This window comes from Streptomyces sp. NBC_00996, assembly GCF_045162675.1.
In the GTDB taxonomy this organism is placed as follows: Bacteria; Actinomycetota; Actinomycetes; order Streptomycetales; family Streptomycetaceae; genus Streptomyces.
The window spans coordinates 557,841-581,733 of the sequence record NZ_CP108723.1; the positions used below are offsets into that span (position 1 = coordinate 557,841).

Genomic DNA, 23,893 nt, shown 5'->3' on the forward strand with positions numbered 1-23,893 from the left:
GCGCCCTCAGACCCGTTCAGGGCGCGGGTCTGTGGCCGGGGGTGCCGTGCCGAACCTGTGGCGGTGGTCGGCTTGACCCGCGCGGTCCGGTCAGCGCGAGGTGATGCGCTGGGGGTCGGGCAGGCGCGTGGCGGTGGCCGGCTCGTAGACGCCGGCGAGCGCGGTGAACAGCAGTGCCACGCCGAAGGAGCTGGGGTCGGGGACGCCGATGGCGTGCTGGCCCACGTAGCTGGCGCGGCCGCGCCGCCGAACTTGCTGCAGGCATGCGCAACGGATCGCTGTAGGCCGCGAGATAGACGCCCAGCAACTGCAACCATGGTGTCCGGTCTCAATCGACCGGGAGCAGTGGACCCTCGCTGAGCTCATCAAAGACTGAGATCGGGTCGAGCCTGTGACTGCGCCGTCAGTCAGCTCGCGAGGCTGCCGCGAAGTTCCAAGCAGCACCCTGTAATCGAGGCGAACCTGGGAAGCCCGGTGCTCAGTGGCCGCCGCGCGGTTCGAAGCAGCCGGTCTCCAGAAACCGGCCGTTGACTGTGACCTGGTAGTTGGTCGGTTGCGTGAATGCGGTGACACAGGCGTCGTGACGGACTCGCAGGGCGATGCGGGCGCCCTCGGGCCTGACGGGGTGCGTGTCGGTGAGCCCGAGCCGCGTTCCCATGTCCTCCACGAAGAGCGTTCCACGGCCCTGCTCGCTGTCGGGGCCTTCGTTGCGGTAGCCGAGCTGGAGCAGCGCCGCCCGCACGCTCTTCGGGTCCCACACTCCGTTTTTCCAGAGGCGTTTGAGGACGGGTTCGATGCGTTCAGCCTCGCTCCGGGCGATCTTCTCACTGGCGGGGGACATGTCCTTGGGGACCTTGAAGCCGTTGTTCTCGCGGTAGTGCGGGGCTCCGCCGTGGGAGCCGGGCTCCACGTTGCCCCGCGCGGGACCCGTGGAGGAGCGCGTGGGCGAGGGGTCGCGCCGAGGCTCGGGGCGAGGCCGGTCGCCGTCGGGCCGGTGCGCTGCTGGCCGCAGGCGGTCAATATCAGGGTGGCGCCCAGAAAGAGGCCCGCAGCAACGTGTCTGGATCTGGATATCTGCACGAGGAGGACTCTGGCACGAGCACCGGATCGACGTCCGCAGTCTCAGCCAATCTGAGGCATCGAGGCCGGATGCCTCAGATTGCCTGAGCCTGCCCCAACTTCAGCGAGACCGGACACCGTCGAACGCCCCGTGCGCCCCGTGCGCCCCGCAGTCGTGACCCACAACACCGTTGAGACCCGGTTCGCTTGTCTGCCACCCGCGACTCAAACCCAGTTCCGGGACGCGTATTTCATCGCCGCGGACGAGTGCCGCAAGGCGTACGCGGGCGGATAGACACCAGATACGCGGAAGGCCCTCGCGGGACCGGAGCAGCGACACCGGCACCTGCTCGATCGTCTCCGGCTCGGGCAACTGCTACGAGGCGGGGCAGTACTGCCGGAACAGCGACCACGGCGCTTCGACGACGGATGCCGGCGGTGCAAGCATCACGTGCACCTACCGCAACGGGTGGCGCTGGGCCTACTCCTGACAGCGCGAGCCCTCGCCCCACCATCCCGGGGCGGGCGTTGTGGGGACCGGACCGGCTTGCACGATACGGCCGTTCGGAGGCCGCCCCACCGGCTCGGAGACCCTCTGAGTGGGCGTCCCGGGCCTGGACGCGCAGCGCCCTCTTCGTCGCCTGATCCGCGAGCAGCGCAGCCGTCTGCCCGCGGCGCTGGAGTACACCGGGTCGGGCGCCGCTGCCATCGCCAGAACGGCGGGCAGGTTGGGCCATCGCGCGGCGCGGCCAAAGGACCCGCGCGGGAGGGTTCTTTGAGCACGGCCCGGGATGTTGGTACTCAGGATGTCCGGCGGCGCACCTTCGCGTGAGCGGAGGCGCGCCGCTTGCTCGGGCCATCCCGCGGTGTGCTTGTCGTTCAGTCCATCCCGCAGAGTTCTTGTACCGACTCCGCCAGCATGCGGCCGGACAGGTGGTCACTGGCTCTCGTGGCCACGGTTGTCGAACCGACCTGGATGAGGATGCCGTAGCCGCTCTCGTTGCCGCCGTGGCGGATGGAGCGGATCTCCTCGGGCTTCGCGGCCACCCAGAGTTCTTTGGGGCGGCCGCCGCCGAAGCTGTTTTTGATCACCAGCAGGCGCTGGTCGGTGACGACCAGGGTGTGGTCTCCGGTGAAGCCCTCGTAGAAGACCGTGCGCAGGGTTTCGCCCGGCAGCAGGATGTCTCGGACGAAGGGCTGTGCGCGGGCGATGCACTTGCGCACGGAGTTGTTCTGGTGCCCGGCCAGGGCACGGTCGAAGTCGTCGTCCAGCGGTACTTTCCCGAAGAGTCCCATGGACTTCCCCCTTCTTGTCGACGTTCACCGACGTGGTTTTCCGGCTCAGTGCATGCGCCACCGGCCGAGGAGTGCTGAGATCGCCGTGCCCAGGGCCGCCGCGCCCAGCGACCAGGAGGGCGGGGCTGCCTGTTCCTGCCGGGCCCAGCACACCGTCGTGGCGGTCAGCCAGCCCAGGCCGCCGCCGAGGGCTCCGATGCCCAGCAGGTCGAACAGCACCGGCGTGGTGGCCTGCCGGCCGCCGCGTACCAGGCGCAGTCCGCCGGTCGGTAGCACCACGACCAGGAGGGACAGCGCACAGATAGTGGGGGCCGCGAAGGGGCCCGGCAGCGGCACCTTGTAGGTCAGCGACTGGACGCCTGCGAGGAATGCCAGCAGCCCGGCAACCAGTGCCGTCTGGGCCGTGATGGCATGCTGGCGCTGGGCCCGTGCCTGCTCCTCGACGAATCGTCCGCCCAGGGCCACTACGGTCTCGACGCGTTCCAGGGTGGCGCCGAGATACTCCGCGGCGTCGTCGGCCCGCGCGGCGAGCCAGTCGGCCTCCCGGCGGTCGGTGTGCAACACCGAGCCGGGCGCATCGTCGCCGGGGGGCACGGCCTGTCGCATGTTCTCCGCCAGATTCTGCGCCGCCCGGTGGGTGGTGCGCAGGTCGCTGCGCTTGGCCGCGAGCGTGTGCGCGGCGGCCCGCAGCCGCTCCAGGTCTTCCTCCGCGCGCAGGGCCAGTCGGCCGGTGAGCGGTACGGGGTCGGCGAGCGCCTGGGCGTGCAACTCGCCCAGTTCGTCGGCGGCGGCTGACACCGTGCGGTCGAGTTCCTCGTATGCCTCCTGCTCCTGGTCCAGCAGCCGAAGCTGGCGACGGACCAGTGCCGCCTGGAGCAGGTGCAGGGTGAGGGGGGCGGGTTCGGGGCCGCCGGTGTGCCACAGCCAGGCGTCGAGGGTGGGCTCGTTGGTGGCCGCCAGCACGACGAGCGTGCGTTGGCGCGGGTCGTCCGGGTGCGAGCGGATCTGCCAGAGGAGACGGTCGCCCGTGATCCGCGCCCAGGGGCCCGGCGGGCCGGACAGGGTTCCGCATCGTCCGGACAGGCGGCGTACCTGTGTCTCCACCACGAAGTCCGGCCGGCGGCCGAGCGGGCCGAGGGCCCGGGCCACGACCACGGTGTCCAGGACGCCCTCGGGCGCGGGCGCGGCTGGGGCGCACGCTGACCAGCGGGCCCACTGTGCGCCCCAGGAGTTGTCGGCGCCCGGCCGGGCCGACAAGACCACCGACAGCCCGGTGATGCCGCGCCGGGTCCACAGGACTGCCTGGTCGATCCAGGGGCCGGCACCGGACGCGGCGGCCGCGGCGATCCGCGCGGGCTCCGAGGCGGGGGCAGCCGGAAAGCCGGTTATGCCCGTCAGTGCGGGGAACGGTGGGATCGTTTCAGTCATGCCGACGGCGGTGCAGGCGGCCAGGAGTGCCTCCAAATACCGCTCGGCGGGCGGGGGTGACGCCGTGTCCGCGGCCGACGGCTCGGGGCGGAGGAACACATGGACGACGAGTGCCGGCCGGCGCACCCATCGCTCACGCATGCCGCCCAGCCCGGAGCCGTCCGATCCTGTCGACCAGTTTCGGGACCCGTTCCAGCACGGGGGGCGGGGGCGGTCCGGGCGGTGTCTCGCCCACCCGCCCGGGGTCCCGGTATGCGTCCAGGTCCTCCAGCGCGTCGGCCGCCGCGCGCAGCGCCGTCGCGTCGCGACGGTCGATGGCGTGGTCCAGCTGTGCGAGCAGCCGGATCACGCGCTGCCACTGTTCCGGCGTCGCGGTCCAGTCGGACACGAGCTCCAGCGTGGCCCTGGCCCGTAGTGCCGAGTCGGCCAACGCACCGTCAGTCACGCGTGCTCCCCCGTTTGTTGAGCCATATCAAGCCCCACGTTCACGAATGGCTGACATGGTGCCACCGGTACGGACGGGCCGCATATGTTTCGACCGGATTGCCTTTCTTCCTGTGAAGCGGGCGCGATATCACGGAAGCGGCCTTATGGTCATCATCTGTCGTACGGCCACGGGGGGTTAGTCGATGGACGAGGAAGCGGAACTGCGCGAGCACCTCGAGCGCCTGGCCGGCCTGCACGACTCACTGCCGTCCGGGCACCCCGACCGGCCGGCGATCCTCAACGAACTCGGCCAATCGCTGCGCCGCCTCCACCTGTTCACCCATGACACCACGCTGCTGAATCACGCCGTCGACCTCCACCGCATCGCCATGGAACAGACCCCGCCTGACGAAGGGCTCCCCTACCAGCTCAACCTGGCCAACGCGCTCCTGGACCGCTACGACGCCTGCCCGGGCGATCCGGCTGCGCTGGAGGAGGCCCTGGGCCTGCTCCGGGCCGCGGAGCCCATCGCGCACACCTACCCAGGTGGCGCCACGGCCGTCGCGGCCAGCATCGCCAACGCCCACGACCGGCTCTGGGACCGGAACGGCCGTGTCGACGACCTCACCACCAGCATCACCTATCTACGCAAGGCCGCCACGCGGTCCGTGCGGGACGCCCCGGACCGCACCGCCTGGCAGTACGGTCTCCTCGCCGACGGCATCACCCAGCTCTACACCCGCACCGCCGACGCGCGGCACCTCGCCGACGCCGCGCAGGCGGCGCAGACCGGCCTGTCCCACGCACCACCCGGCCATCCCTTCCGGGGCTCGGTCCTGATCAGCCTGTGCCAGATCCGGGAGAAGGAGTACGAACGCGACGGCGCCGTCGCGCGCCTGGCCGAGGCGGAGTCGTACGCGGCGGAAGCGTGCGCGCTGGAGTCCACGTCGCAAAGCGAGGACCGCGGCACCTTCTTCAACACCTGGGCCAACGTGCTGCGGACCTGGTTCGCCGCCACGCACGATCCCGCGCTCCTCGACAAGGCGCTGAGCGCGCAGCGCACTGCAGTGGAGGCGACCCCGCCCGGGCACATGAACCACCCGGCGGTCCTCGCCAACCTGGCCACCACCTACCGGTTCCACCTGCAGACCACGGGCGACACCACCCATCTCCTGGCGGCCGTCGCCCTGTTCCGCACGGCGATCACCACGGCGCCCGGCCCCCGGGCGGCCGCCGGTTTCCGCTTCGGCCTCGGCGTGCTGCTGACCGTCTACCGCGACCTGCTCGGCGGCGCCGCCGCCCTCGACGAGGCCGAACGGGAACTGCGGCAGGCGGCCGCGGCCCTGTCCGCCGCGGACGCCGAACGGTTCCGGTGCGTCAACGCGCTGGCCATCGCGCTGTCTTCGCGCTACGAGGACCGCCAGGATCCGGCCGACCACCAGGCCGCCGCGGCCGTCTTCGAGGAGGCCGCCCGGACCGCACGTCATCACCGTGATGCCGTACGGGCACGAGGCGGCCTCGCCTACGTGCACCGCCTGCGCGCTCTGCAGACGCTCCAGCCGGACGACCTGGTGACCGCCGAGGCTGCCTACCGCGACGCCCTGGCGCTTCCCGAGATTCCGCACGTCATCGCCCGCACCCTGGTCAAAGGGCTGGCGGACATACTGGAGGTCACCGGCGACCTGGTGGTCCCGCCCACCGGCCCCCTGTCGCCGGACGCGGCCGCGATCTACCGCGAGGTCACGGAGCTGCGCACAACCAGCGCGCGGGCTGCGCAGAACACCCTGGACACGCGCATCCGGGAAGCCCACAGCTGGGGGCTGGCCGCAGCCCGTTCGGGCGACCTGGTGCAGGCGGCCACCGCCTACCGTCTCGCCTTCGACCTCCTGCCGCGCCTTGCCCCGCAGCACCTGAACCGGGCCGACCGCGAGCGCCACCTGAGCGCTCTGGAGGGCCTGGGCTCCGACGCCGCCGCATGCGCGCTGGCCGACGGGGACCGGTTCGCGGCGGTGGAGTTCCTGGAGTTCGGGCGCGGACTGCTGCTGTCGGAGTCCCTCGGACTGCGCGCCGAGATCGGTCTGCTGGATACCCACGCCCCCCGGCTCGGCGAGCGGTTCCTGCAGTTGCGGGACGAACTGAGCGACCGCCCCCGCGATTCGGCGGCGGGATTGTTCGGGCCGGACACGGCGGAGGAATCCTCGCCCCTCTCCGCGCACCGCGCTGACGCGGAACTGGCCTCCTACCGGGAGGCGGCGGCCGAGATGGACGACGTATTGAGCCGGCTGCGGCAGGTGCCGGGGCTGGAGCGGTTCCTGCTGCCGCCCGACGTGCACCGGCTGGTGCGGGAGGTCCCGGCCCCGGTAGTCGTGCTGAACGCGGGACACCACCGCTGCGACGCGCTCGTCGTCCACTCAGGGACGATCGAGACGCTTGCCCTGCCAGGCCTCACCACCGGTACGGTACGCGCCCAACTGAAGCACCTTCAGGCCGCGACGCGGGCCGCCGCCGGCGCCGGCCTCGCACCAGCCGAACGCGACCGGGCCGAGGCGGAGGTCACCGGCGTACTGGACTGGCTGTGGCAGGCCGTCACTGCCCCGGTCCTGCGGACCCTCGTCCGCCGAGGCCTCGTCCCCGCCGCCACTCCCCCACGGGATCCGGCCCGTCGGCCACGGCTGTGGTGGTGCCCTACCGGCCCGTTCAGCGGGCTGCCGCTACATGCCTCCGGCGCCCGCGACGCCGTACCCGACCAGGTCCTGGGCACCGCTTCGGTCCTGGACCTGGTGGTGTCCTCATACACCCCCACGCTGACCGCGCTGCACCGCGCCCGAGGCACTGTACTGCCGGCGTCACCTCAGGTCCTGGCCGTGGGTCTGCGCGACACTCCCGGCCTCACGCGGCTCGCCGCGGCCGCCCACGAAGTACGTGCCGTGCAGGAGTGGGCGCCCGGTGCAAGCGCGCTGAGCGACCGGGACGCCACACGCGCCGCCGTCCTGTCCGGAATCGGCCGCCACGACTGGTTCCACTTCGCCGGACACGCCCAGCAGGACCCGGCCACGGACGACAACGGTGCCCTGATGTGCCACGACCACCTCGAGTCGGGGCCGCTGACGATGTCGGACATCGCCGAGTCCCACTCCCAGGCCCCGTCCTTCCTGGCATACCTGTCGGCCTGCGAGACCGGCCGCGGCCGAGCCACCCTCACGGACCAGGCCCTGCACCTCGCCGGAGCTCTCCAGTCCGCCGGTTTCGCCCATGTCATCGCCTCGTTCTGGCCCGTCCACAGCACCACCTCGCTGCGGGTGGCCCGGCACTTCTACAACGACTTCGGCACGGCAGGAGCCACGCACGAGACCACGGCCCGCGCCTTGGACAGCGCGGTGCGCGCGGCCCGCGACCACCGCCCGGACCGGCCGTCGTGGTGGACACCCTTCCACCACCTCGGTCCATGACAGCGGGGCCTCCAGAGCAAGGCGAGCCGCCCCGACGCCCGCACGCCCCGGTCCCAGCCGATCCGCTCGGCGATCACCGTCGCGGGCATCTCCGGCCACTGCGCGAGCAGTTCACGGCGACGGACCTTCCTGCGGTCTTCCACGTGCCGCACAGTCCGAGCCGGTCGTTGGTCACACAGCCCTCGCGTTGACACATTCCGATACAGGCATACGATTGCGGCATGGCACGAGCGGCGACGACCTCGGACGCGTTCAACGCGATCGCCGAGCCGCAGCGGCGGGAGATCCTGGTGCTGCTGCGGGGCGGCGAGCGGCCGGTGACCGACCTGGCGCGGGACCTGGGGATGACCCAGCCGCAGGCGTCCAAGCATCTGCGGGTGCTCCGCGAGGTCGGGCTGGTGCGGGTCCGCGGCGCGGGCAAGCAGCGGCTGTACGGCCTGGACGCCCGCGGGCTGCGGCCGGTGCACGAGTGGCTGGGCGGCTTCGAGCGGTTCTGGAGCGGGAGCTTCGACCGGCTGGACGAGTACGTGCAGGACCTGAAACAGGCAAGGCGGGAGGAACTACCGGATGGCGACGACCAGTAGCGGCGGCGAGCCCGAACACGCGACCGCGGACCGCGAGATCGTGATGTCCCGGGTGATCGGCGCCCCGCGGGAGCTGGTGTTCGAGGCGTTCACGCAGGTCCGGCACCTGTCGCGCTGGTGGGGACCGGAGGGGTTCTCCACCACCACGCGTTCCTTCGAGTTCCGCGTGGGCGGGGCCTGGGACTTCGTGATGCACGGGCCGGACGGGACCGACTACCAGGAGTGGATCACCTGGCGGGAGATCGTCCCGTCGGAGCGGATCGCGCTGCTGCACGGCGAGTCCCGCGACGACCCCAACGCCTTCGAGTCGGTCCTGGCCTTCGAGCCGGCCGGCGACGAGACCCGGATCGTGATGCGCACGGTGTTCCCCACCAAGGAACTCCGCGACGAGGCGGTGGAGAAGTACCACGCGATCGAGGGCGGCGAGCAGACCCTGCGCAACCTGGCGGCCTACGTCGCCGAACTCACCCGGAACGACACCGGCCGGAACGAGACCACCTCGAACGAGAGCACCCCGAAGGGAGCGGAGAGCTGATGGCCGGGAAGGTTTTCTTCAGCGTGACGATGTCGCTCGACGGCTTCATGGCACCCGAGGCCGTGCCGCCCGAGGACGCCTTCTCGCCCGAGAAGCAGGACGACCCGGGCGTCAGGCGCTGGGTGACGAAGTGGTCGGAACTGCAGGCATGGTTGTTCCCGCAGCGCTGGTTCCGGGAGAACCTCAAGCTCGGCGAGGGCGGCGAGGAAGGCATCGACAACGACATCGCACGGGCGACGTACGAGCGCACCGGCGCGAGCGTCATGGGCAAGCGCATGTTCGACCTCGGCGAGCAGGCATGGCCGGAGGAGGCTCCGTTCCACACCCCGGTCTTCGTCGTCACCCACACCAAGCGTGACCCGTGGGAACGCCCGGGCGGCACCACCTTCCACTTCGTCAACGACGGCATCGAGAGCACCCTCGACCAGGCCCGCGAGGCCGCCGGCGACCGCGACGTCCGCATCGCCGGCGGCGCCGAGACGATCCAGGAGTACCTTGACAGCGGCCTGATCGACGAGTTCTCGATTACCCTCGCGCCCGTGCTGTTCGGCACCGGCATCCGCCTGTTCGACCGCGTGGACCCGGCCCGCCTCGCCCTCGACCAGACCCGCACGGACGCATCATCCCGGGTGACCCACCTGACCTACACCGTCGGGAAGCGGTAGCCGGCGCACCACGCCGGCCAGCGCCCCACCCCGCGGCCCCGGTCGCGCGGGGTGGGGCGGTGGCCCAGCCGAGTACGGGCACCGCTGCCCTGTGGAAAGCCCAGAGAGTGACGACCGGAAGACGGCGGAGGAGCACCGCGGAGTGGATCGGCGCAGGCGGCCGTGCGTTCGCTTCTCCGAGCAGTCCGCGAACGGCCCTTCCGGCAGCCCCAGCCGCCGCACGGCAGTCAGCTTCGTGATCTCCGCCAGCAGCAAGTCCAGCGCCACCGCGTCCGGGTCCCGCTTCAGCGAGGCCAACAACGCCGTGCCCTCCTCGTTGCCCTCCGCCACCACGGTCAGCAGGCGCCCAGCGCGCGCCTCGCCGAGGCGCGCGACGGTCTGCGCGCAGAAGACGCGGTCCGCCCGCGCCCGTGCGGCGGCCACGATCCGCTCGACGCGGCCCGGGGGCTCGACATGGTCGCTGCGGCACTGCACGAGCAGGGCCTCGCGCAGCCGGTCCTCCACCATCGACGGTTCCCGCGAAGCATACGCACGGGCTGCGGCCTTACCGCAGCCGAAGACCTCACCCAGAGCAGTCCGCGAGAGGTGGGTCAACGCCCGCACGGTGCAGGACGCAAACCTCCACTGCTGCTGGCTGGACGGCCGTCCGACGCCTCGCCCGACGGTCCCCCATGGCCTGCGCCCTCACCTGGCTGACGCCTCAGCGTTCAGTTCACGAAAGCGCGGACAGAGCCCCGGTTTCGGCCACCGCCGCCGCCCTCGACGCAGACGATGATGCGTGATCTTGCGATGGTCGAAGCCGAGCCGTAGCGAGCGGCGCTGATGGCCGCTTCGACACCGTCGACGAACGTGAACGGTACCCGTGCAGGCCTGTTCCCAGTCCGCCCCTGGTCCATGGGTGACCACGAAGACGTGCTCCCCGGCAGCGGGCCTGCCGTTCCAGCCGTTGAGCAGACCGATCGAGCGGGTGATCTGCTCACCTGGGATCGCGGGGATCCAGATGCTTCTGCAGGAACGCGATCTCCGCCTCGACGGCCTGTTCGTGCGATTCCAGGAATGGGGCGTAGTGGCGGCCGGACAGGTGAACCACTTCGGACCCCGGCACGTTCCGGGCCGCCCGGACGGCGGGGCCGGGGAGCGCGCTTTGGTCCTGGTCGCAAACGACCACCAGCAGTGGGCATCGTATCCGGGAGGCATGGCGGCCGGGCCGGTACCCGCCGAACTGCAGGACGATCCGTGCGGCGACCGTCTGCTCCCAGTTCGTGTGGCGACGCTCGGGGTCGAGGGCCCGGTCGCCGTCCATGGCGTCGGGCGTGGTGAGCGAGGCGACGGCGCCGCGCGGTCCGGCGGTGGGGACCAGCAGCGGCGAACGCCCGACGAGGCCCCCGAGCGTGTCCGCGACGCCCAGGCCGAGTAGCCGCAGCAGCGCGAGGGGCGTCATGGAGCGCAGCGCGTGGGGAGCAACCGCGCGGGCGTCGACCAGCGGGGTCTGGGCGATCGCGCAGGCCAGTCGCGGGTGGTCGGCCGCGACACGGAAGACGTGGCCGCCCGCGAGCGAGAAACCCCAGACCGAGATCCTGTCCGGGTCGACGTCGGGCAGACCGGCCGCGTACTCGATCGCGGCGTGCCAGTCGGCGACCTGCTCGTCGAAGCGGACGATCTGGCGCGGCGTGCCCCCGCTCTCTCCGAACCGTCGGTGCTCGAAGGCGAGGACCGCGAAACCGGCGTCGTTGAACCGTGCGGCGAACAGGTCCGAGGCCGGTTCCTTCGTCACCGAGGTTCCGCCGGCCATGATCACGCAGCCGCCGTTGGACCCCGGGTAGTGCCAAGCGGCGCATGAGGTGTCGCCGCTGGCGAAGCGTACGTTTTCCCGTTGCTTGAACGCGGGCACATGGACCTCCGTGGTGGATGCGTCGTTCTCGGGGTGCTGTGAAAATCGCAGGCTTGCGGCGTCGTCGCACCGCAGGCCACCTCCAGGGCCGCCGGTGGCAGCCCTGGAGGTGGCGACGGTCAGCCGATCAGGCCGGGGAACCACGGGGCGAGGATCATCGGGTGCTCCTTCCGTGGCTCGGGTTCGCCGACGTACGTCAGGGACGGGGCGGAGTCGATGACATCCATGTTTGGGTCGTGTCCCCGGAGACGGGCCCCGCAGCGCGACGGAATGGGCGAAACTTGCCTTCATGGCGCGCGCATCGGCGGATTCCGTACTGAGTCTCATGGATCAGCGGCTGGTGGCCGCGTTGCAGTGGGACGGCCGCCTCACCGCGGAGCGGGCCGCCCACGTACTGGGGCTCAGCCCTGCCACCGTGCGCCGCCGCCTGCACGCGCTCGGCGCCGACGGCACCGTGCGCGTGGTGATCTCACCGGTCGCGCGACCGCGCAACGGCGGCTCGGCCGGGGCCCTGTTCCTGCGCATCCGGGTCCTGCGGGGAAAGCTCGACACGATCGTGGCCGCGCTGGCGGCGCGCGAGGACATCCCGTTCATCGACGTCACCACCTCGGGTGACGAGATTTTCGCGGTTGCCCGCACCGAGCCGGGTTCACGCGACCCGTTGGTGTTCCGGCAGCTGCCCTCCACCCAGGCGGTGACGTCCTTGGAGAGTGCCACGATCCTGCACGTCTTCCGGCTCACCTCCGAGTGGCGTCACCAGGTGCTGACCGCGCCCGAACGCGCGGCGCTGAGCCCGGCTGAACCGGTCCCCGAAGCGACCGCTTCCGATTCCCCGGGCCCGTACGGCGTCGACACCGATGCCCTGGAACAGTCCCTCATCGACGCTCTCACCCTCGACGCGCGCCTGACCGCGGCGGCCCTGGCCGCGCGCACCGGCCACTCGGAGAGCACGGTGCGCCGACGCCTCGCCCAACTTGCCGCCCAGGGCCGCCTGATCACCCAGGTCCTGGTCGAGCCACGCCGCCTCGGACTGCCCATCGAGGCCAAACTCCTGCTACGCGTGGCCCCCGACCATCTGGCCGCCGCCGGGCAGGCGCTGGCCGAGCACCCCGCGGTACATGGCGCGTTCGCGACATCGGGACCCTCGAACCTGCACGCGGCCGCGTACTTCTCGGACCTGACGGCCCTCTACGGCTTCCTCTCCCGCGACCTGGTCGGCCTGGGCATCACCCACGTCGAGACGGCCATCGTCAGCCGCGCCGCCAAACGCGCTCCCGCGCCGGTCCAGCCGGTCCCGTCGAGGTGACGCCACCGCCGCGCCGACGGGTCGGCTGCGTACTCCAGCCGGTACCGGGGACCAGGCGGAGCACCTGGGGATGGTCCTGATGGAAAGCGAACAACGCGCCCGCGTAGGCGGGCAGGTCCTCGGTGGTGGTCGGTGCCGTGCCGGCGACCTCGTCGGCGAGCCGGGCGAACACGTCGTCGAAGCCGGAACGGCCCTCGGTATGTTCCGGCATCTGCCCCAGGGACCGCTTGAGCGTGCCGAAGGCGTGGAGATGCTGCGCTTCATCGATAACGGCCACACGGTATGGATGCTCGGCGTCGGGGACGACGGGTTGGCGGTCGACACTCCCGAGGACCTCGCGAGAGCCGGCACCTTGTTACGGACTCACGCCAAGCCTGTGATCGCCAACTTCTCCTGATGACGGCGGTCGACGGCCGCTCCCCGCAGCCCAGCGCTCTGCTCTCACGCTTCCACCAGACCCCGTCCGGGCCCCGGGCGACGTAACAGCGGCACCCTCGGCGTTTTGGCCACCGCCACTCCAATCCTCGGCCCTTGCAGCGCAAGGGTCGATGCAACCCGCAAGCTCCGGCGCGCGCAATCGCGGGGTTACCAACACGACTGAAACACATGTGTTCGAAATTCCGGCTGATTCGTTGAACCATACGAACCAGCCGCACAACCGTCAAGGGGGACCAGGTTGACTTCGGCCAACACACAAGCACAGGCGACTCTACGGATGAGCACGGCCACAATGACCCGGCGGCTGCCCACGCCGACTGGGCCGGGAGGCGTCCTGTGAAGAGGTTCTTCGGACGCGTGCAGATGGCCGAGCCGGAGGTCTCCGACGCCGAACAAGAGCTCTTCGGCGGTCCTTTGCGCTACGACTTCGGCTGGTCGGAACACGAGCGTGCCCGACTCGACTTGACGATGATGTCGGCTCTGCGCTCCATGCCCAGGCTGGTCGGGGCGGCCTTGCGGATGGCGTGGCAGGCGGACCGCCGCGCTCTGCTCACTGTCGCGATCAGCGAGATCGGGCAGGGCGTCGCCGCGGCCGTCGGGTTGCTCGCGGTCAACTCCGTCATGCACGCGCTGCTCGGCTCGGGCACCCCTGGGCAGCGGTTGCATGCGGTGTTGCCGGGCGTGTTCGCCGCCGCCGGAGCGGCCGTGCTCAACTCGGGCCTGGCCGGATGGTCCACCTCGCGGGCGGGCCGACTGGAGCCGTTGGTCGAGCGGATCGCCACGACCCAGTACCTGGCCGCCGCCGCGTCGGTCGAGCTGGAGGCCATCGAGGACCCGGAGTTCCGGCGGCTGATCGACGTCGCCCAGTACGGCGCCGGATCCGCCCGCCGCATGATCAGCGCCTGCGTGGCCGCCCTGAACGGGAGCATCTCCCTGATCTCCACGGCCGGCGTCCTCACCATCCTCCACCCGGTCCTCCTGCCGATGCTGATCCTGATCGCGGCACCGCGCGGCTGGGGTGCGATGCGGGTCGCGCAGGAACGGTACGTGTCAGTGATGAGCTGGATCGAGCACGTGCGGGCCAGCCGTCTCATCGGCAACCTGCTCACGGAGCGGACCGCCGCACAGGAAGTGCGCATCCACGCCGTCGGGCCTTTCCTGCTCAGCCGCTACGAGCGCATGGCCGAGAGCGCCGAGGCCGAGCAGGAGCGGCTGGCCTCCAGCAAAGCCGTCACCGAGTGGGTGGCTGCCGCGCTGTCCGGCCTCGCCATGGCGGCGACGTACGCGGCCCTGTTCTTGCTGATCATGAGCGGGCACATGAGTCTGGCCGTGGCCGGGACGGCCGTCATCGCCGTCCGGTCCGGCTCGGCGAGCCTGGGCGCGCTGGTGATGAACGTTAACCAGCTGCACGAGGAGTCCCTCTACGTCCGCGACCACGCCCTGTTCCTGGACGAGGCGGCACGACGCACCATTCCCAACGGAGGCGATCCCGTTCCGCCACGGGTGAGGCAGGTAGTCCTCGACGAGGTCAGCTACCGCTACCCGGACCGGGAAACTCCCGCCCTGAACGGGGTCTCACTCACGCTGCCCATGGGCTCGGTCACCGCCGTGGTCGGCGAGAACGGCTCCGGCAAGAGCACTCTGATGAAGGTGTTGTCGGGCCTGCTGCTGCCGCAGAGCGGGACCGTGTTGTGGGGTGATGCCGGCGTCGCTTCCCTCGACCGCTCCGAAGTCTTCGACCGCGTCGCGCTGCTCACTCAGGACTTTCAACGCTGGCCTGTAACAGCGGCATTGAACATCCGGATCGGCCGACCGGCCCAGGAAGCCGGTCCCGAGGACCTGCAGCCGTCCGTCGACTACGCGGGTGCCGGACCGGTCATCGCGAAACTTCCCTACGGCCTTCGAAGCCTGCTCGCCCGGATGTTCCGCGGTGCAAGCGAACTCTCCGGCGGCGAGTGGCAGAAGATGGGGCTCGCTCGAACCCACTGGCGCAGCTCCACCTCGGATGCCGACAGCGTACTCATCGTGGACGAGCCCACCTCCGCCCTCGACCCGGAAGCCGAGATCGCCGCTTTCGACCGCATCCGCCGGCTCGCCGCCCCGAACCAGGCCGTCGTCCTGGTCACCCACCGCATGTCCGGCGTCCGCCACGCCGACCGCATCTACGTCCTGCACCACGGACAGCTCGTCGAGCACGGCAGCCACAATGAACTCATGGCCGTCCAAGGGCGCTACGCCTCGATGTTCGCCGCGCAGGCCGCACAGTACGCGCCCAACGCCAGCGTCCCGAAGCCCGCCTCACCCACCGTCGCGGATCCCGCATGACCCGACCGATCGAAAGGCCCACCGTGACGACGCCTCCCACCACCGACATCGACGAAACGAGCGCCCTGCGTCACCAGTTGACCGACCAGCTCACCGCGGCCGACCACATCCGCACTACCGCCGTCGAGCACGCCTTCCGCACCGTGCCCCGGCACTCCTTCGCCCCCGAGGTGCCCGCCGAGGAGGCCTACGCCGACGACATTGTCGCCATCTGCCGTACCGACGACGGCCGCATCACCAGCTCCATCTCCGCGCCCTGGCTGCAGGCCGACATGCTCGAAGCGGCCCGCATCCAGCCGGGTGACCGCGTTCTGGAGATCGGCTCCGCCGGCTACAACGCCGCCCTCATTTCTGAACTCGTCGGCGATCAGGGCAGCGTCACCACCCTCGACATCGACCCGGCCGCCACCGACCGCGCTACCCGCTTCCTGACCGAAACGGGGGTACGACCGCGTACATGTGGTCACCGCCGACGCCGAACACCTCCCGTCCGACGTCATGCCGGACGAGGGTTTCGACGCCATCATCGTCACCGTCGACACCTGGGACCTGCCCTGGATCGGTGCCCTGGCCGAGGGCGGGCGCCTCGTCGCACCGCTGCGCCTGCACCAGCACACGTGGGCCATCGGCTTCACCAAACGCGACGGCGCCCTCCACAGCGACGAGCCGCTCATCGTCTGCGGCTTTGTGGCCATGCAGGGCGCCGGCGCCTGGGATCCCCACCGCCGCACCGTCGCGGGCACCGGTGTCCATCTCTTCTGTGAGGACGGCACCCCGCCACCCGTCGATCAACTCGCCCCCGCCCTCACCCGCGAACCGTACGTGGCCCACACCCACGTCACCATCGGCAGAATCACGCTGAACCCAGTCCCGCTGCCCGCGGAGGAGACACCGTGCCCGTCGAGGACGCTGGTAAGTCCGGCTATCAGAACCTGCGGAATGACCTGCGGTTGAGGTCGTCAGTTACCACGCGGGGAGTACATGATCACGGCCATTCCTTCGAGGCAGACGAGGGCTCCGATGACGTCGAAGCGATCGGGGCGGTATCCGTCGGCGATCACGCCCCAGGCGATCGCCCCGGCGACAAAACTTCCGCCGTACGCAGCCAGAATGCGCCCGAAGTTGTCATCGCTCTGGAAGGTCGCGACGGCGCCGTAGAGGCCGAGGGCGATCACTCCGGCGCCGATCCAGATCCATCCCTTGTGTGGACCGGGCGGCGTGGTGGTGCACGCCGCCCGGGGCCCCTGCGAGCGAACCGGTGTGCTGACGGCCGCCCGGCGGATTCGTACGGGCCTCAGGACATGCTGCCCCGGCACACCGTCCCCGGGGCCGGGGTGCGGCCCGTGCGGAGGTATTGGTCGATCGTCTCCGTGACGCAGCGGTTCTGCGGGTATGTGCCGTGGCCCTCCTCCTCGGCCGTCAGGAGCACGCCGACACCGTCGCCCAGGGCGCGGGCCATGTGGCGGGCGCCGGGGTATGGGGTAGTCGGGTCGCCGGTGCCGCCGACCACGAGGACGGGGGCCGCGCCGTCGGCGTTCACCTGGGGCGTGGCGCGCTCGCCGTCGAACGGCCAGTCGTAACAGAGGTAGACGCCGGTGGACCAGGCCGCGCCGAAGACGGGCGAGGCGGCTTTGACGCGGGCCTCGTCCCTGTCGAGGCGTTCGAAGCCGGGGCGCAGGCTGGAGTCCGCGCAGGTGATCGCGGTCTGGGCGGCGCGGCTGCTGTCGCGCGGGGTCGCCGCGTGGTCGGCGGAGCCGATGTCGTCCGCGCCCTTGCTCAGCGGACGGCCGTCGTTGTGGTCGATCAGCGCGGTGAGGGCCTTGGCGAGCGGCGACCAGCCGTCTGTGCCGAGGTCGAGATGGTCGCTGACGGCGTACGCGAGGTCGTCGGCGTCGAGGTTCCTTCCGCCGCCGGCCGGGGCGGGCTTCTTCTCCAGGCGGTCGGCCAGGCGCGCCATGCGTCGCGCGGCCTCCTCGGGCCCGTCGCCGGTCGGGCAGTGGCGGATACGGGCCGCGCAGCGCGCAGCGAACCGGTCGAATGCCGCCTGGACCGCCTTGACCTGCGACACCTGCTCCTCGTCGAGGTCCTCGGTCGGATCGACGGACGCTTCGAGGACGAGCCGTCCGACGTGCGACGGGTACAGGTGGGCGTAGACCGCGCCGAGCGCCGTTCCGTACGAGACGCCGAAGTAGTGCAGCCGCTCGTCGCCGAGGAGGTAGCGCATCAGGTCGAGGTCGCGCGCGGTGTGCGAGGTGCCGATGTACGGGAGGAGCGCCCCGGAGTGCTCGGCGCAGGCGTCGGCCCCGTCGTAACCGGTGTCGTCCGCGGTTTTCCCACAGCGCACGGGGATGGTCGCGCCAACGCCGCGTGGGTCGAAGGAGACCAGGTCGTAGCGGTCGAGGAGCGGCTTGTACTGGTTGAGGAGTTCGGGCAGTCCGCTCACGCCGGACACGCCGGGGCCGCCGAAGTTGAGGACGAGCGAGCCGATGCGCCGGGCGTTCGGGCCGGTGGCCTTGCGGCGGATCAGGGCGACGTCGATCGTCCTGCCGTCTGGTTTCCGGTAGTCGAGGGGGGCCTTCATGGCGGCGCAGTCGTAGCCCGTGCGCGCGGTGGGCGGCGAGGTGCAGCGGGACCAGTGGAGGTGCTGGCCGGTGGTGAGCGCGGTGGGCAGACCGGCGGGCGGGTTGTTCGCGGTGAACTCCGTACGCGGCTCCGCGCTCCGGCGGGGAGCGTCGTGCTGGAGCCAGGCGCCGACGGCCCCGATCGCGGCGAGGACGACCCCGGCGATGATGCGCGCACCGACCGAGAGGCCCGGTCTGCGGCTTCGTATCAGATGTGCGTCACTCATTGAAATCCCCGTGTTCCCGCCCCTGGACGCCCGCCCCGTGCCCGCATGCCCGTACCGTGATCGTCCGATCGTCGAATGAGTGCAGGGTACTAATCGTGTTGACCGCCCCCGGCAGGCAGTGCTGGAGTCGGCACGTGGACAGCATCCCCGCCAACCGGCGGCTCTGGAACCAGATCAGCAGCGCCTACCAGCACAAGCACGACCCGCAAATCGGCGCCACACCCCGGCTGTGGGGCATGTACTCCATCCCCGACGCGCACCTGCACGCCCTGGGCGACGTCACCGGCAAGCGCGTCCTCGAACTCGGCTGCGGCGCCGGCCAGTGGTCCAGGGCGCTCGCCGCCGAGGGCGCCACCGTGGTCGGGCTCGACCTGTCCGAAGCCCAACTCGCCGCAGCGGCCCGCGCGATGGGAGCGGCCCGCTACCCGCTAGTGCAAGGCGCCGCCGAACAACTCCCCTTCGCCGCCGACAGCTTCGACCTGGTGTTCTGCGACTTCGGTGGGCTCAGCTGGGCGCCCCCGCACCTGGCCGTCCCGCAGGCCGCACGCGTCTTGGGCCGAGGCGGGCGTCTGGTGTTCAACGTCGCCAGCCCATGGTTCGAAGCTTGCTACGACGAAGCCGCCAGCCGCGTGACCACGACGCTGCAGCAGGACTACTTCGGGCTGAACACCATCGCCGAAGACGACGGCGCGACCAGCTATCAGCTCACCTACGGCGACTGGGTCAAGGTCCTGCGCGGCGCGGGTCTCATCATCGACGACCTCATCGAGCCGCGGCCCGAACTCGGAACACCCAACGGCTACAACGAAACCGACCCACCCGACTGGGCACACCGCTGGCCGGCGGAACTGCTGTGGGTAACCCACAAACCGTAAGTTCCGCCGCGCCGAGACGTGAAGGCATCCCCTCGCCGGGCAGGCCTAGGGCCTGCCCGGCTGATCATGGGCGGAGCCAGAGCCGGATCGAGGCGAGGGTGACGGTCCCGTGGAAGACGTAGGACGGGAGGCCCTTCATCAGCTCAGTTCAGGGGTGGACTCGTGCTCGGCAGCCGCGGCGGCGACGGCGGTTGTGTCGCGGAGGCTGGTCTTGGCGCCGAGCGAGAAGACGTGCGCGAGGTGGAGGGATCCGCGCCATTGTGCCTGCCCCGCACCAGTTCCCGCAGCTCGCGGGTCTCGGGCGGTGCCAGCCAGGCTTCCGGCAGCCGACCCGTCCGCAGCAGGTCGGCGAGGTCGGTGGCGTCTCGCTCATCGTTCTTGACCCGGCGGCAAGCAAACGTCTTCACCTCCAAGGGGTGGGCCAGGTGAACCTGGGCCCCGGCCTCAGTGAGGACGTCAGCGGCCCAGTACCCGCCGAGAGTTGCCTCCAATACCACCTTCTCGCGCGGACCGGCCTTGGTGATCTCCCGCTTGAGCCGGACCGGGTCGTTGTTGAAGCGGACCATCTTCCCCAGCTGCCGCCCATCCGATCCCATGCGAACCAGGACTGAGCGCCGCCGGTGCAGGTCCATTCCCACCCACTGCACACCGTCGTACGGTGAAGTCATCGAGGGCCTCCCCGAGTTCGGGCATCCGCCTGAGCCGACCATCCTGCGCACCCGGCAGGAGCGGGAGGCCCCGCTCCGTTCCTCGCATAAGGGAAAGCGAGGCTCTGATCACCTGGGCGGCCATCACCCTGATGACCCGCCGGCTGACCCGGCCGACCGGTCAGGTCCTCCAGGCAATTCCCTGACGAGTTCTCTCACCGGGTGTCTCGAAGTGCCTTGGCGATCTCGCTCAGTGCGCCGGTCAGCTGCGCGTAGTCGTCGGCTGCCAGTGGCTTGACGAAGTACTTCTCCACCACCTGGGCGTGGACGGCCGCCGCACGCAGGAACGCCTTACGTCCTTCGAGGGTCGGTTCCACCAGGGCCACCCTCCGGTCCTCGGCGGACGGTGCGCGGCGGACCAGGCCGGCTTCCTCCATGCGGTCGATCAGGCGGGTGGTGCCGCTGCTGGTGAGGGTCAGGTCGTCGGCCAGCTGCCGCTGGTTGACCTCCTCGCCGGGCTGGCGGCAGAGCCGTATCAGCACCTCCAGCATGGTGTGGCTGATCCCGCACTCGCGTCGCAGCGCGCTGTCGATGCGCTGCTCGAGGCGGGTGGCGGACTTGATCAGCAGGCCGAAATCCCGCACCAGCCGACTGTTGGCGGCGCGGGCGACGGCCTCCTCGCTGTGCTGAGGCGTGGGGTTCATCGCCGCCAAGTTTACTGCTTCCTCACTAACCGCTGTCTCAATTGCTGAGCAATCAATTGCTGACTAGTCAATCAAATCTTATGGTGGACGCACACCACGACCGAGAGGGAGATCAGTGGATCTGCAGCACTGGCTCGGCCGAGCCACCCACGCGATACAGAACTGGGCCGACACCTTCGGCCCCTACCAGCCGCACCCGTCCCTCCACGTGGACGACGACCGCTTCGCATCGGTCTTCGCAGAGTTCACCGGGAGACTGAAGGACAACTACCCCTTCTTCCACCCGCACTACGCGGGCCAGATGCTCAAGCCCCCGCACCCCGCCGCGGTAGTCGGCTACCTCACCGCCATGCTGATCAACCCCAACAACCACGCCCTGGACGGCGGCCCCGCCACCGCCGCGATGGAACGCGAGGTCGTCGCGCAGCTCGCCACCATGTTCGGTTACGACACCCACCTCGGCCACCTCACCACCAGCGGCACGATCGCCAACCTCGAAGCCCTCTTCGTCGCCCGCGAACTTCACCCCGGCCTCGGCATCGCCCACAGCGCCGACGCCCACTACACCCACGGCCGTATGTGCCACGTCCTGGGCCTGACGAGCCACCCCGTCCGCACCGACAGCCAGGGCCGCATGGACCTCGACGCGCTGGAGGACGTACTGCGCACCGGACAGGTGGGCACCGTCGTCCTCACCACCGGCACCACCGGACTGGGCGCCGTCGACCCCGTCCACGATGTGCTGCCCCTGGCCGAGCGGTACGGGGTCCGCATCCACGTCGATGCCGCGTACGGCGGCTTCTTCACGCTCCTGGCCGGTGCCGGCAGCCCCGAAGGGCTTCCGCCCGAGCCCTGGCGGGCCATCGCGCGGGCCGACTCGGTCGTCGTCGACCCGCACAAGCACGGCCTGCAGCCCTACGGCTGCGGCGCCGTCCTCTTCAGCGACCCCGAGGTGGGCCGCTTCTACCTCCACGACTCGCCCTACACCTATTTCACCTCCACCGAGCTCCACCTCGGCGAGATCAGCCTGGAATGCTCCCGCGCCGGCGCCTCCGCGGCCGCCTTGTGGCTCACCTTCCAACTCCTGCCGCCCACCCTCGACGGCCTGGGCCAGGTGCTGGCAGCCGGTCGGCGAGCGGCCCTGAAATGGGCGGACCTGATCGAGGCGTCCGACGCCCTGGAGCTCTACCAGCCACCCCAGTTGGACATCGTCACCTACTTCCCCGCCGTCACCGCCGCGACCCTCACCGGCATCGATGCAGCCTCAGCCCGCATCCTCGCCTACGGCATGACCAGCTCCGACCCCATCTACCTCAGCACCCTCAAAGCCGACCACGAGGCGTTCACCGCCCGCCACCCCAAGATCACAGCAGACACCGACGGTGCCCGAATCCTCCGCAGCGTCCTGATGAAGCCGGAATCCGAACACCACGTCCAACACCTGCACAACAGGGTCGAGCAGCTGACCCAGGCCCGCTAACCCCGCCACACCAGACAACCCCAGAGAACAAACGGAACAACCCCGACCGTCCCTTCCGCTCCCGGCGGTCAGCCGCACCCCTGGCCGACCAAGCGAGGAACGAGGTGGAAACGCATGGCGGATACGGAAGTGACAGACCAGGGTGCGGAGTTGGTGGAGAGCGTCGCAGCGATCGACATCGCCAAGGCATCGGGCATGGTGTGTATGCGCCTTCCCCATACGAGCAGACAGGGGCGGCGAACCCAGGAAATGTGGAACGTTCCGGCGAGCACGATCGGAATCCTCGAACTGGGCGACCGCCTGGTGTGCCAGGGCGTCGGCGGATCGTAGACCCGGCGTACACGGAACTCCGAATCCGGCTCCATCTCGTCCCCTCTCGGACGATGTGACAACCCAAGCCCGCTCGCGGCCTGCAGGCCGCCGCACAGTCTGACTGGCCCCGGTCGAAGGCTGCGCCCGTGGGCCCCCGGCGAATCGGTGGTGTCTAGTCGTGGTCTTGGCCAAGGACGCGGCGAGCCGCCTCGGCCTCCGCCGCCGGCGGGGACACCTCGTCGAGGACGTCGAGCTCGTCGTCGCCCTCCAACTCCCGCTCCCAGGCCGCGGCGAGGCGCTCCTGCTCCTCCCCCGGTTTGGCTACTACGGCCTCTCGGTCGTCAGGTCCCAAGGCCGCCAGGAAGCGCGCGACCGAGTCCTTCGGCATGCTTAACCCCTCATCGCCGGCATGGTGACGGTCCTCGCTCAGAATGGTCAATCGGCTCGACGACTGCCGCCCGACACAGCCGCAGCTCACTCGGATGGCCCCGGCCGGCAGTACAACAGCGTCGGGTGGGGTCCTTGCCAGACGAGTGGCTTCGCCCCTCTCTCCTCCTCCCGGGGCACCAAGCCAGACGGAACATTTCTGGGGCAACGGGCTGTCGTTCCAAAGCGAGCGACCAATGACCTCGCCAAATCTGTTGTGGCCGTTCTTCAGAGCGACCAGCGTGGGCCGGTGGCCCATGAGCTGGTCAAGGTCGTCGCGAGACGCCAGGTTCTGCGCCGAAGGCTCACACCCGCTCCAGCGGCCGGGCAGCAGGTGTTCGCCCTCGGTGATGAGCTGGTCGGCGCGGCCGGTGTCGCCGAGGCCCGGCCTTGTCCAACATCTGAGCGAGCAGGTGGAGAGCTCGGGCTCGTTTAGGTGCTCCGCGGGAGGTGCGCCTCCGAAGAGGGGCGGTCCGCGGGCCGAGCTTAGGTGAGTGTCAGGTCCATCATGCCTGCTCGGAGGCCGTTGCGGTAGGACGGAGCGCACGTCCGTTCGGGCTTGTCGCAGGTGGTGGTCCCCCCGCAGACTCGTCGTCATCCACTCCCCGGCGTTCGTGCCGGCATCCGCTGTCGGCTGCCGGCGCGTTCGCTGTGCTGTCTCGTCGTGCGACGGGCGCGGGTCGGGAGTAGGGGAATGAAGGGGGATCGGTGGATCAGGACATGGTTGCGCTGGCAAGGGTCAAGCTACTCAGCGCCAACCGACGGGTGGTGCGCGGTGCAGAGGGGCTGTGGATTTACCGCCTGCTCACACAGGTCGAGCCGGAGGTGTACGGGTCAAAGCTGGCGTACGTCCTGGTGGAGGCCAGCGCCTCGCCTCTGGTACGGGACATGCCAGGGCGACGGCTGGCGCTGTTGGACGAGGCAGTGACAGTGGCGACAGCCCTCGACGACGCGAACCCCCACCGGGCGAAGGTGCTGGCGAGGGCACTGGCTGCCAGGCGGCGGGAGCTGGAGAGCCGCCCGGCGACGTAACGGACTCACGGAGGCTCCGGGCGGCCGGGAATCTTCCCACGTCTGGTCCAGCAAGAGCTGAGCCAGACGTCTCCCGTTCCATCCCTACCTGGTGGCACGGTCTACCCGGCCGGGGCTTGAACCTTACGTGCCGGTCGCTCACCGATCGGGTTGTTGCCTCCTGCCCT

22 protein-coding genes and 3 pseudogenes are annotated in these 23,893 nt (G+C 70.4%); 13 read left to right on the forward strand and 12 right to left on the reverse strand.

The features are described 5' to 3' along the window. Window positions 1–90 precede the first annotated feature (90 nt). The 5 genes from OG390_RS02860 to OG390_RS02880 form a co-directional block, all read right to left on the reverse strand. Complete coding sequence (locus OG390_RS02860; protein ID WP_406164833.1) at window positions 91–225, reverse strand: hypothetical protein; 135 nt, start codon at window positions 223–225, stop codon at window positions 91–93. Between the two features lie 253 nt (window positions 226–478). After that, the gene (locus OG390_RS02865) at window positions 479–910 is read right to left on the reverse strand and encodes a hypothetical protein (RefSeq protein ID WP_406164834.1); all 432 of its coding nucleotides are present in this window, start codon (window positions 908–910) and stop codon (window positions 479–481) included. A 1,028-nt stretch (window positions 911–1,938) separates the two neighbouring features. Further along, window positions 1,939–2,355: a hypothetical protein gene (locus tag OG390_RS02870; RefSeq protein ID WP_406164835.1), complete on the reverse strand. Its 417-nt coding sequence runs from the start codon at window positions 2,353–2,355 to the stop codon at window positions 1,939–1,941. Between the two features lie 45 nt (window positions 2,356–2,400). After that, window positions 2,401–3,924, reverse strand: a complete 1,524-nt coding sequence (locus OG390_RS02875) for a CATRA conflict system CASPASE/TPR repeat-associated protein (protein ID WP_406164836.1) — start codon at window positions 3,922–3,924, stop codon at window positions 2,401–2,403. Continuing rightward, a complete protein-coding gene (locus OG390_RS02880) occupies window positions 3,917–4,228 on the reverse strand; it encodes a CATRA system-associated protein (RefSeq protein WP_406164837.1) in 312 nt (103 codons plus the stop codon). Before OG390_RS02880 ends, OG390_RS02875 begins: the two co-directional genes overlap by 8 nt. A 184-nt stretch (window positions 4,229–4,412) precedes the next feature. On the opposite strand from OG390_RS02880, the gene OG390_RS02885 reads away from it, so the two are divergent. The 4 genes from OG390_RS02885 (at window position 4,413) to OG390_RS02900 (ending at window position 9,442) form a co-directional block, all read left to right on the forward strand. Beyond that, window positions 4,413–7,658, forward strand: coding sequence for a CHAT domain-containing protein (locus tag OG390_RS02885; RefSeq protein WP_406164838.1), 3,246 nt, complete (start codon window positions 4,413–4,415; stop codon window positions 7,656–7,658). A gap of 221 nt (window positions 7,659–7,879) precedes the next feature. Continuing rightward, on the forward strand, window positions 7,880–8,242 hold the full coding sequence (locus tag OG390_RS02890) for an ArsR/SmtB family transcription factor (RefSeq protein ID WP_406164839.1): 363 nt from the start codon (window positions 7,880–7,882) through the stop codon (window positions 8,240–8,242). Next, complete coding sequence (locus OG390_RS02895; RefSeq protein ID WP_406164840.1) at window positions 8,226–8,777, forward strand: SRPBCC family protein; 552 nt, start codon at window positions 8,226–8,228, stop codon at window positions 8,775–8,777. The genes OG390_RS02890 and OG390_RS02895 overlap by 17 nt, the downstream gene beginning before the upstream one ends. After that, window positions 8,777–9,442: a dihydrofolate reductase family protein gene (locus tag OG390_RS02900; RefSeq protein ID WP_406164841.1), complete on the forward strand. Its 666-nt coding sequence runs from the start codon at window positions 8,777–8,779 to the stop codon at window positions 9,440–9,442. The genes OG390_RS02895 and OG390_RS02900 overlap by 1 nt, the downstream gene beginning before the upstream one ends. Here OG390_RS02900 and OG390_RS02905 read toward each other — a convergent pair. Continuing rightward, on the reverse strand, window positions 9,398–9,949 hold the full coding sequence (locus tag OG390_RS02905; RefSeq protein ID WP_406164842.1) for a hypothetical protein: 552 nt from the start codon (window positions 9,947–9,949) through the stop codon (window positions 9,398–9,400). The genes OG390_RS02900 and OG390_RS02905 overlap by 45 nt on opposite strands. 469 nt (window positions 9,950–10,418) lie before the next feature. Continuing rightward, window positions 10,419–11,333, reverse strand: coding sequence for an alpha/beta hydrolase (locus OG390_RS02910; protein WP_406164843.1), 915 nt, complete (start codon window positions 11,331–11,333; stop codon window positions 10,419–10,421). 289 nt (window positions 11,334–11,622) lie between these two features. Here OG390_RS02910 and OG390_RS02915 point away from each other — a divergent pair, with 289 nt between their 5' ends. The 5 genes and pseudogenes from OG390_RS02915 to OG390_RS02935 form a co-directional block, all read left to right on the forward strand. Then, window positions 11,623–12,639: an Lrp/AsnC family transcriptional regulator gene (locus tag OG390_RS02915; RefSeq protein ID WP_406164844.1), complete on the forward strand. Its 1,017-nt coding sequence runs from the start codon at window positions 11,623–11,625 to the stop codon at window positions 12,637–12,639. A 79-nt stretch (window positions 12,640–12,718) separates the two neighbouring features. Beyond that, window positions 12,719–13,036: a hypothetical protein gene (locus OG390_RS02920; protein WP_406164845.1), complete on the forward strand. Its 318-nt coding sequence runs from the start codon at window positions 12,719–12,721 to the stop codon at window positions 13,034–13,036. A 377-nt stretch (window positions 13,037–13,413) separates the two neighbouring features. Further along, window positions 13,414–15,402 (forward strand): ABC transporter ATP-binding protein, encoded by a 1,989-nt coding sequence (locus tag OG390_RS02925; RefSeq protein ID WP_406164846.1) that lies wholly within the window; start codon window positions 13,414–13,416, stop codon window positions 15,400–15,402. Beyond that, a pseudogene (locus tag OG390_RS02930) lies at window positions 15,399–15,779 on the forward strand (methyltransferase, FxLD system); the annotation flags it as partial. The gene OG390_RS02925 and the pseudogene OG390_RS02930, both read left to right, overlap by 4 nt. Before the next feature lie 73 nt (window positions 15,780–15,852). Continuing rightward, window positions 15,853–16,356 (forward strand): annotated as a pseudogene (locus OG390_RS02935) (hypothetical protein); the annotation flags it as partial. Window positions 16,357–16,361: 5 nt separating this feature from the next. On the opposite strand, the pseudogene OG390_RS02940 reads toward OG390_RS02935, so the two are convergent. Together OG390_RS02940 and OG390_RS02945 are read right to left on the reverse strand one after the other, a co-directional pair. Then, window positions 16,362–16,607, reverse strand: a pseudogene (locus tag OG390_RS02940) (YnfA family protein); the annotation flags it as partial. An 89-nt stretch (window positions 16,608–16,696) separates the two neighbouring features. Then, the gene (locus tag OG390_RS02945; RefSeq protein WP_406164847.1) at window positions 16,697–18,250 is read right to left on the reverse strand and encodes an alpha/beta hydrolase; all 1,554 of its coding nucleotides are present in this window, start codon (window positions 18,248–18,250) and stop codon (window positions 16,697–16,699) included. 134 nt (window positions 18,251–18,384) lie between these two features. Here OG390_RS02945 and OG390_RS02950 point away from each other — a divergent pair, with 134 nt between their 5' ends. After that, a complete protein-coding gene (locus OG390_RS02950; protein ID WP_406164848.1) occupies window positions 18,385–19,125 on the forward strand; it encodes a class I SAM-dependent methyltransferase in 741 nt (246 codons plus the stop codon). A gap of 143 nt (window positions 19,126–19,268) precedes the next feature. On the opposite strand, the gene OG390_RS02955 is transcribed toward OG390_RS02950, so the two are convergent. Together OG390_RS02955 and OG390_RS02960 are read right to left on the reverse strand one after the other, a co-directional pair. Further along, the gene (locus OG390_RS02955; protein ID WP_406164849.1) at window positions 19,269–19,793 is read right to left on the reverse strand and encodes a transposase; all 525 of its coding nucleotides are present in this window, start codon (window positions 19,791–19,793) and stop codon (window positions 19,269–19,271) included. Window positions 19,794–19,987: 194 nt separating this feature from the next. Further along, window positions 19,988–20,476, reverse strand: a complete 489-nt coding sequence (locus OG390_RS02960; protein ID WP_406164850.1) for a MarR family winged helix-turn-helix transcriptional regulator — start codon at window positions 20,474–20,476, stop codon at window positions 19,988–19,990. Between the two features lie 115 nt (window positions 20,477–20,591). Between OG390_RS02960 and OG390_RS02965 the strand changes: the two genes are divergently transcribed. Beyond that, window positions 20,592–21,956: a pyridoxal phosphate-dependent decarboxylase family protein gene (locus tag OG390_RS02965; RefSeq protein ID WP_406164851.1), complete on the forward strand. Its 1,365-nt coding sequence runs from the start codon at window positions 20,592–20,594 to the stop codon at window positions 21,954–21,956. Between the two features lie 114 nt (window positions 21,957–22,070). Beyond that, on the forward strand, window positions 22,071–22,286 hold the full coding sequence (locus tag OG390_RS02970; protein WP_406164852.1) for a hypothetical protein: 216 nt from the start codon (window positions 22,071–22,073) through the stop codon (window positions 22,284–22,286). Window positions 22,287–22,440: 154 nt separating this feature from the next. Here OG390_RS02970 and OG390_RS02975 read toward each other — a convergent pair whose 3' ends face one another. Then, window positions 22,441–22,656 carry a hypothetical protein gene (locus OG390_RS02975; RefSeq protein ID WP_406164853.1) on the reverse strand — a complete coding sequence of 72 codons (216 nt, stop codon included), beginning with the start codon at window positions 22,654–22,656 and terminating at the stop codon, window positions 22,441–22,443. 746 nt (window positions 22,657–23,402) lie between these two features. On the opposite strand from OG390_RS02975, the gene OG390_RS02980 reads away from it, so the two are divergent. After that, window positions 23,403–23,726, forward strand: a complete 324-nt coding sequence (locus OG390_RS02980; RefSeq protein WP_406164854.1) for a hypothetical protein — start codon at window positions 23,403–23,405, stop codon at window positions 23,724–23,726. Window positions 23,727–23,893 lie beyond the last annotated feature (167 nt).

Bases quoted from the DNA above. Each gene is read 5' to 3' on its own strand.
- OG390_RS02970 (WP_406164852.1), top strand. From the start codon at position 22,071: ATGGCGGATACGGAAGTGACAGACCAGGGTGCGGAGTTGGTGGAGAGC.
- OG390_RS02920 (WP_406164845.1), top strand. From the start codon at position 12,719: ATGGAAAGCGAACAACGCGCCCGCGTAGGCGGGCAGGTCCTCGGTGGT.
- OG390_RS02975 (WP_406164853.1), bottom strand. From the start codon at position 22,656: ATGCCGAAGGACTCGGTCGCGCGCTTCCTGGCGGCCTTGGGACCTGAC.
- OG390_RS02915 (WP_406164844.1), top strand. From the start codon at position 11,623: ATGGCGCGCGCATCGGCGGATTCCGTACTGAGTCTCATGGATCAGCGG.
- OG390_RS02895 (WP_406164840.1), top strand. From the start codon at position 8,226: ATGGCGACGACCAGTAGCGGCGGCGAGCCCGAACACGCGACCGCGGAC.
- OG390_RS02955 (WP_406164849.1), bottom strand. From the start codon at position 19,793: ATGACTTCACCGTACGACGGTGTGCAGTGGGTGGGAATGGACCTGCAC.
- OG390_RS02875 (WP_406164836.1), bottom strand. From the start codon at position 3,924: ATGCGTGAGCGATGGGTGCGCCGGCCGGCACTCGTCGTCCATGTGTTC.
- OG390_RS02945 (WP_406164847.1), bottom strand. From the start codon at position 18,250: ATGAGTGACGCACATCTGATACGAAGCCGCAGACCGGGCCTCTCGGTC.
- OG390_RS02885 (WP_406164838.1), top strand. From the start codon at position 4,413: ATGGACGAGGAAGCGGAACTGCGCGAGCACCTCGAGCGCCTGGCCGGC.
- OG390_RS02960 (WP_406164850.1), bottom strand. From the start codon at position 20,476: ATGAACCCCACGCCTCAGCACAGCGAGGAGGCCGTCGCCCGCGCCGCC.
- OG390_RS02905 (WP_406164842.1), bottom strand. From the start codon at position 9,949: ATGGTGGAGGACCGGCTGCGCGAGGCCCTGCTCGTGCAGTGCCGCAGC.
- OG390_RS02890 (WP_406164839.1), top strand. From the start codon at position 7,880: ATGGCACGAGCGGCGACGACCTCGGACGCGTTCAACGCGATCGCCGAG.
- OG390_RS02870 (WP_406164835.1), bottom strand. From the start codon at position 2,355: ATGGGACTCTTCGGGAAAGTACCGCTGGACGACGACTTCGACCGTGCC.
- OG390_RS02900 (WP_406164841.1), top strand. From the start codon at position 8,777: ATGGCCGGGAAGGTTTTCTTCAGCGTGACGATGTCGCTCGACGGCTTC.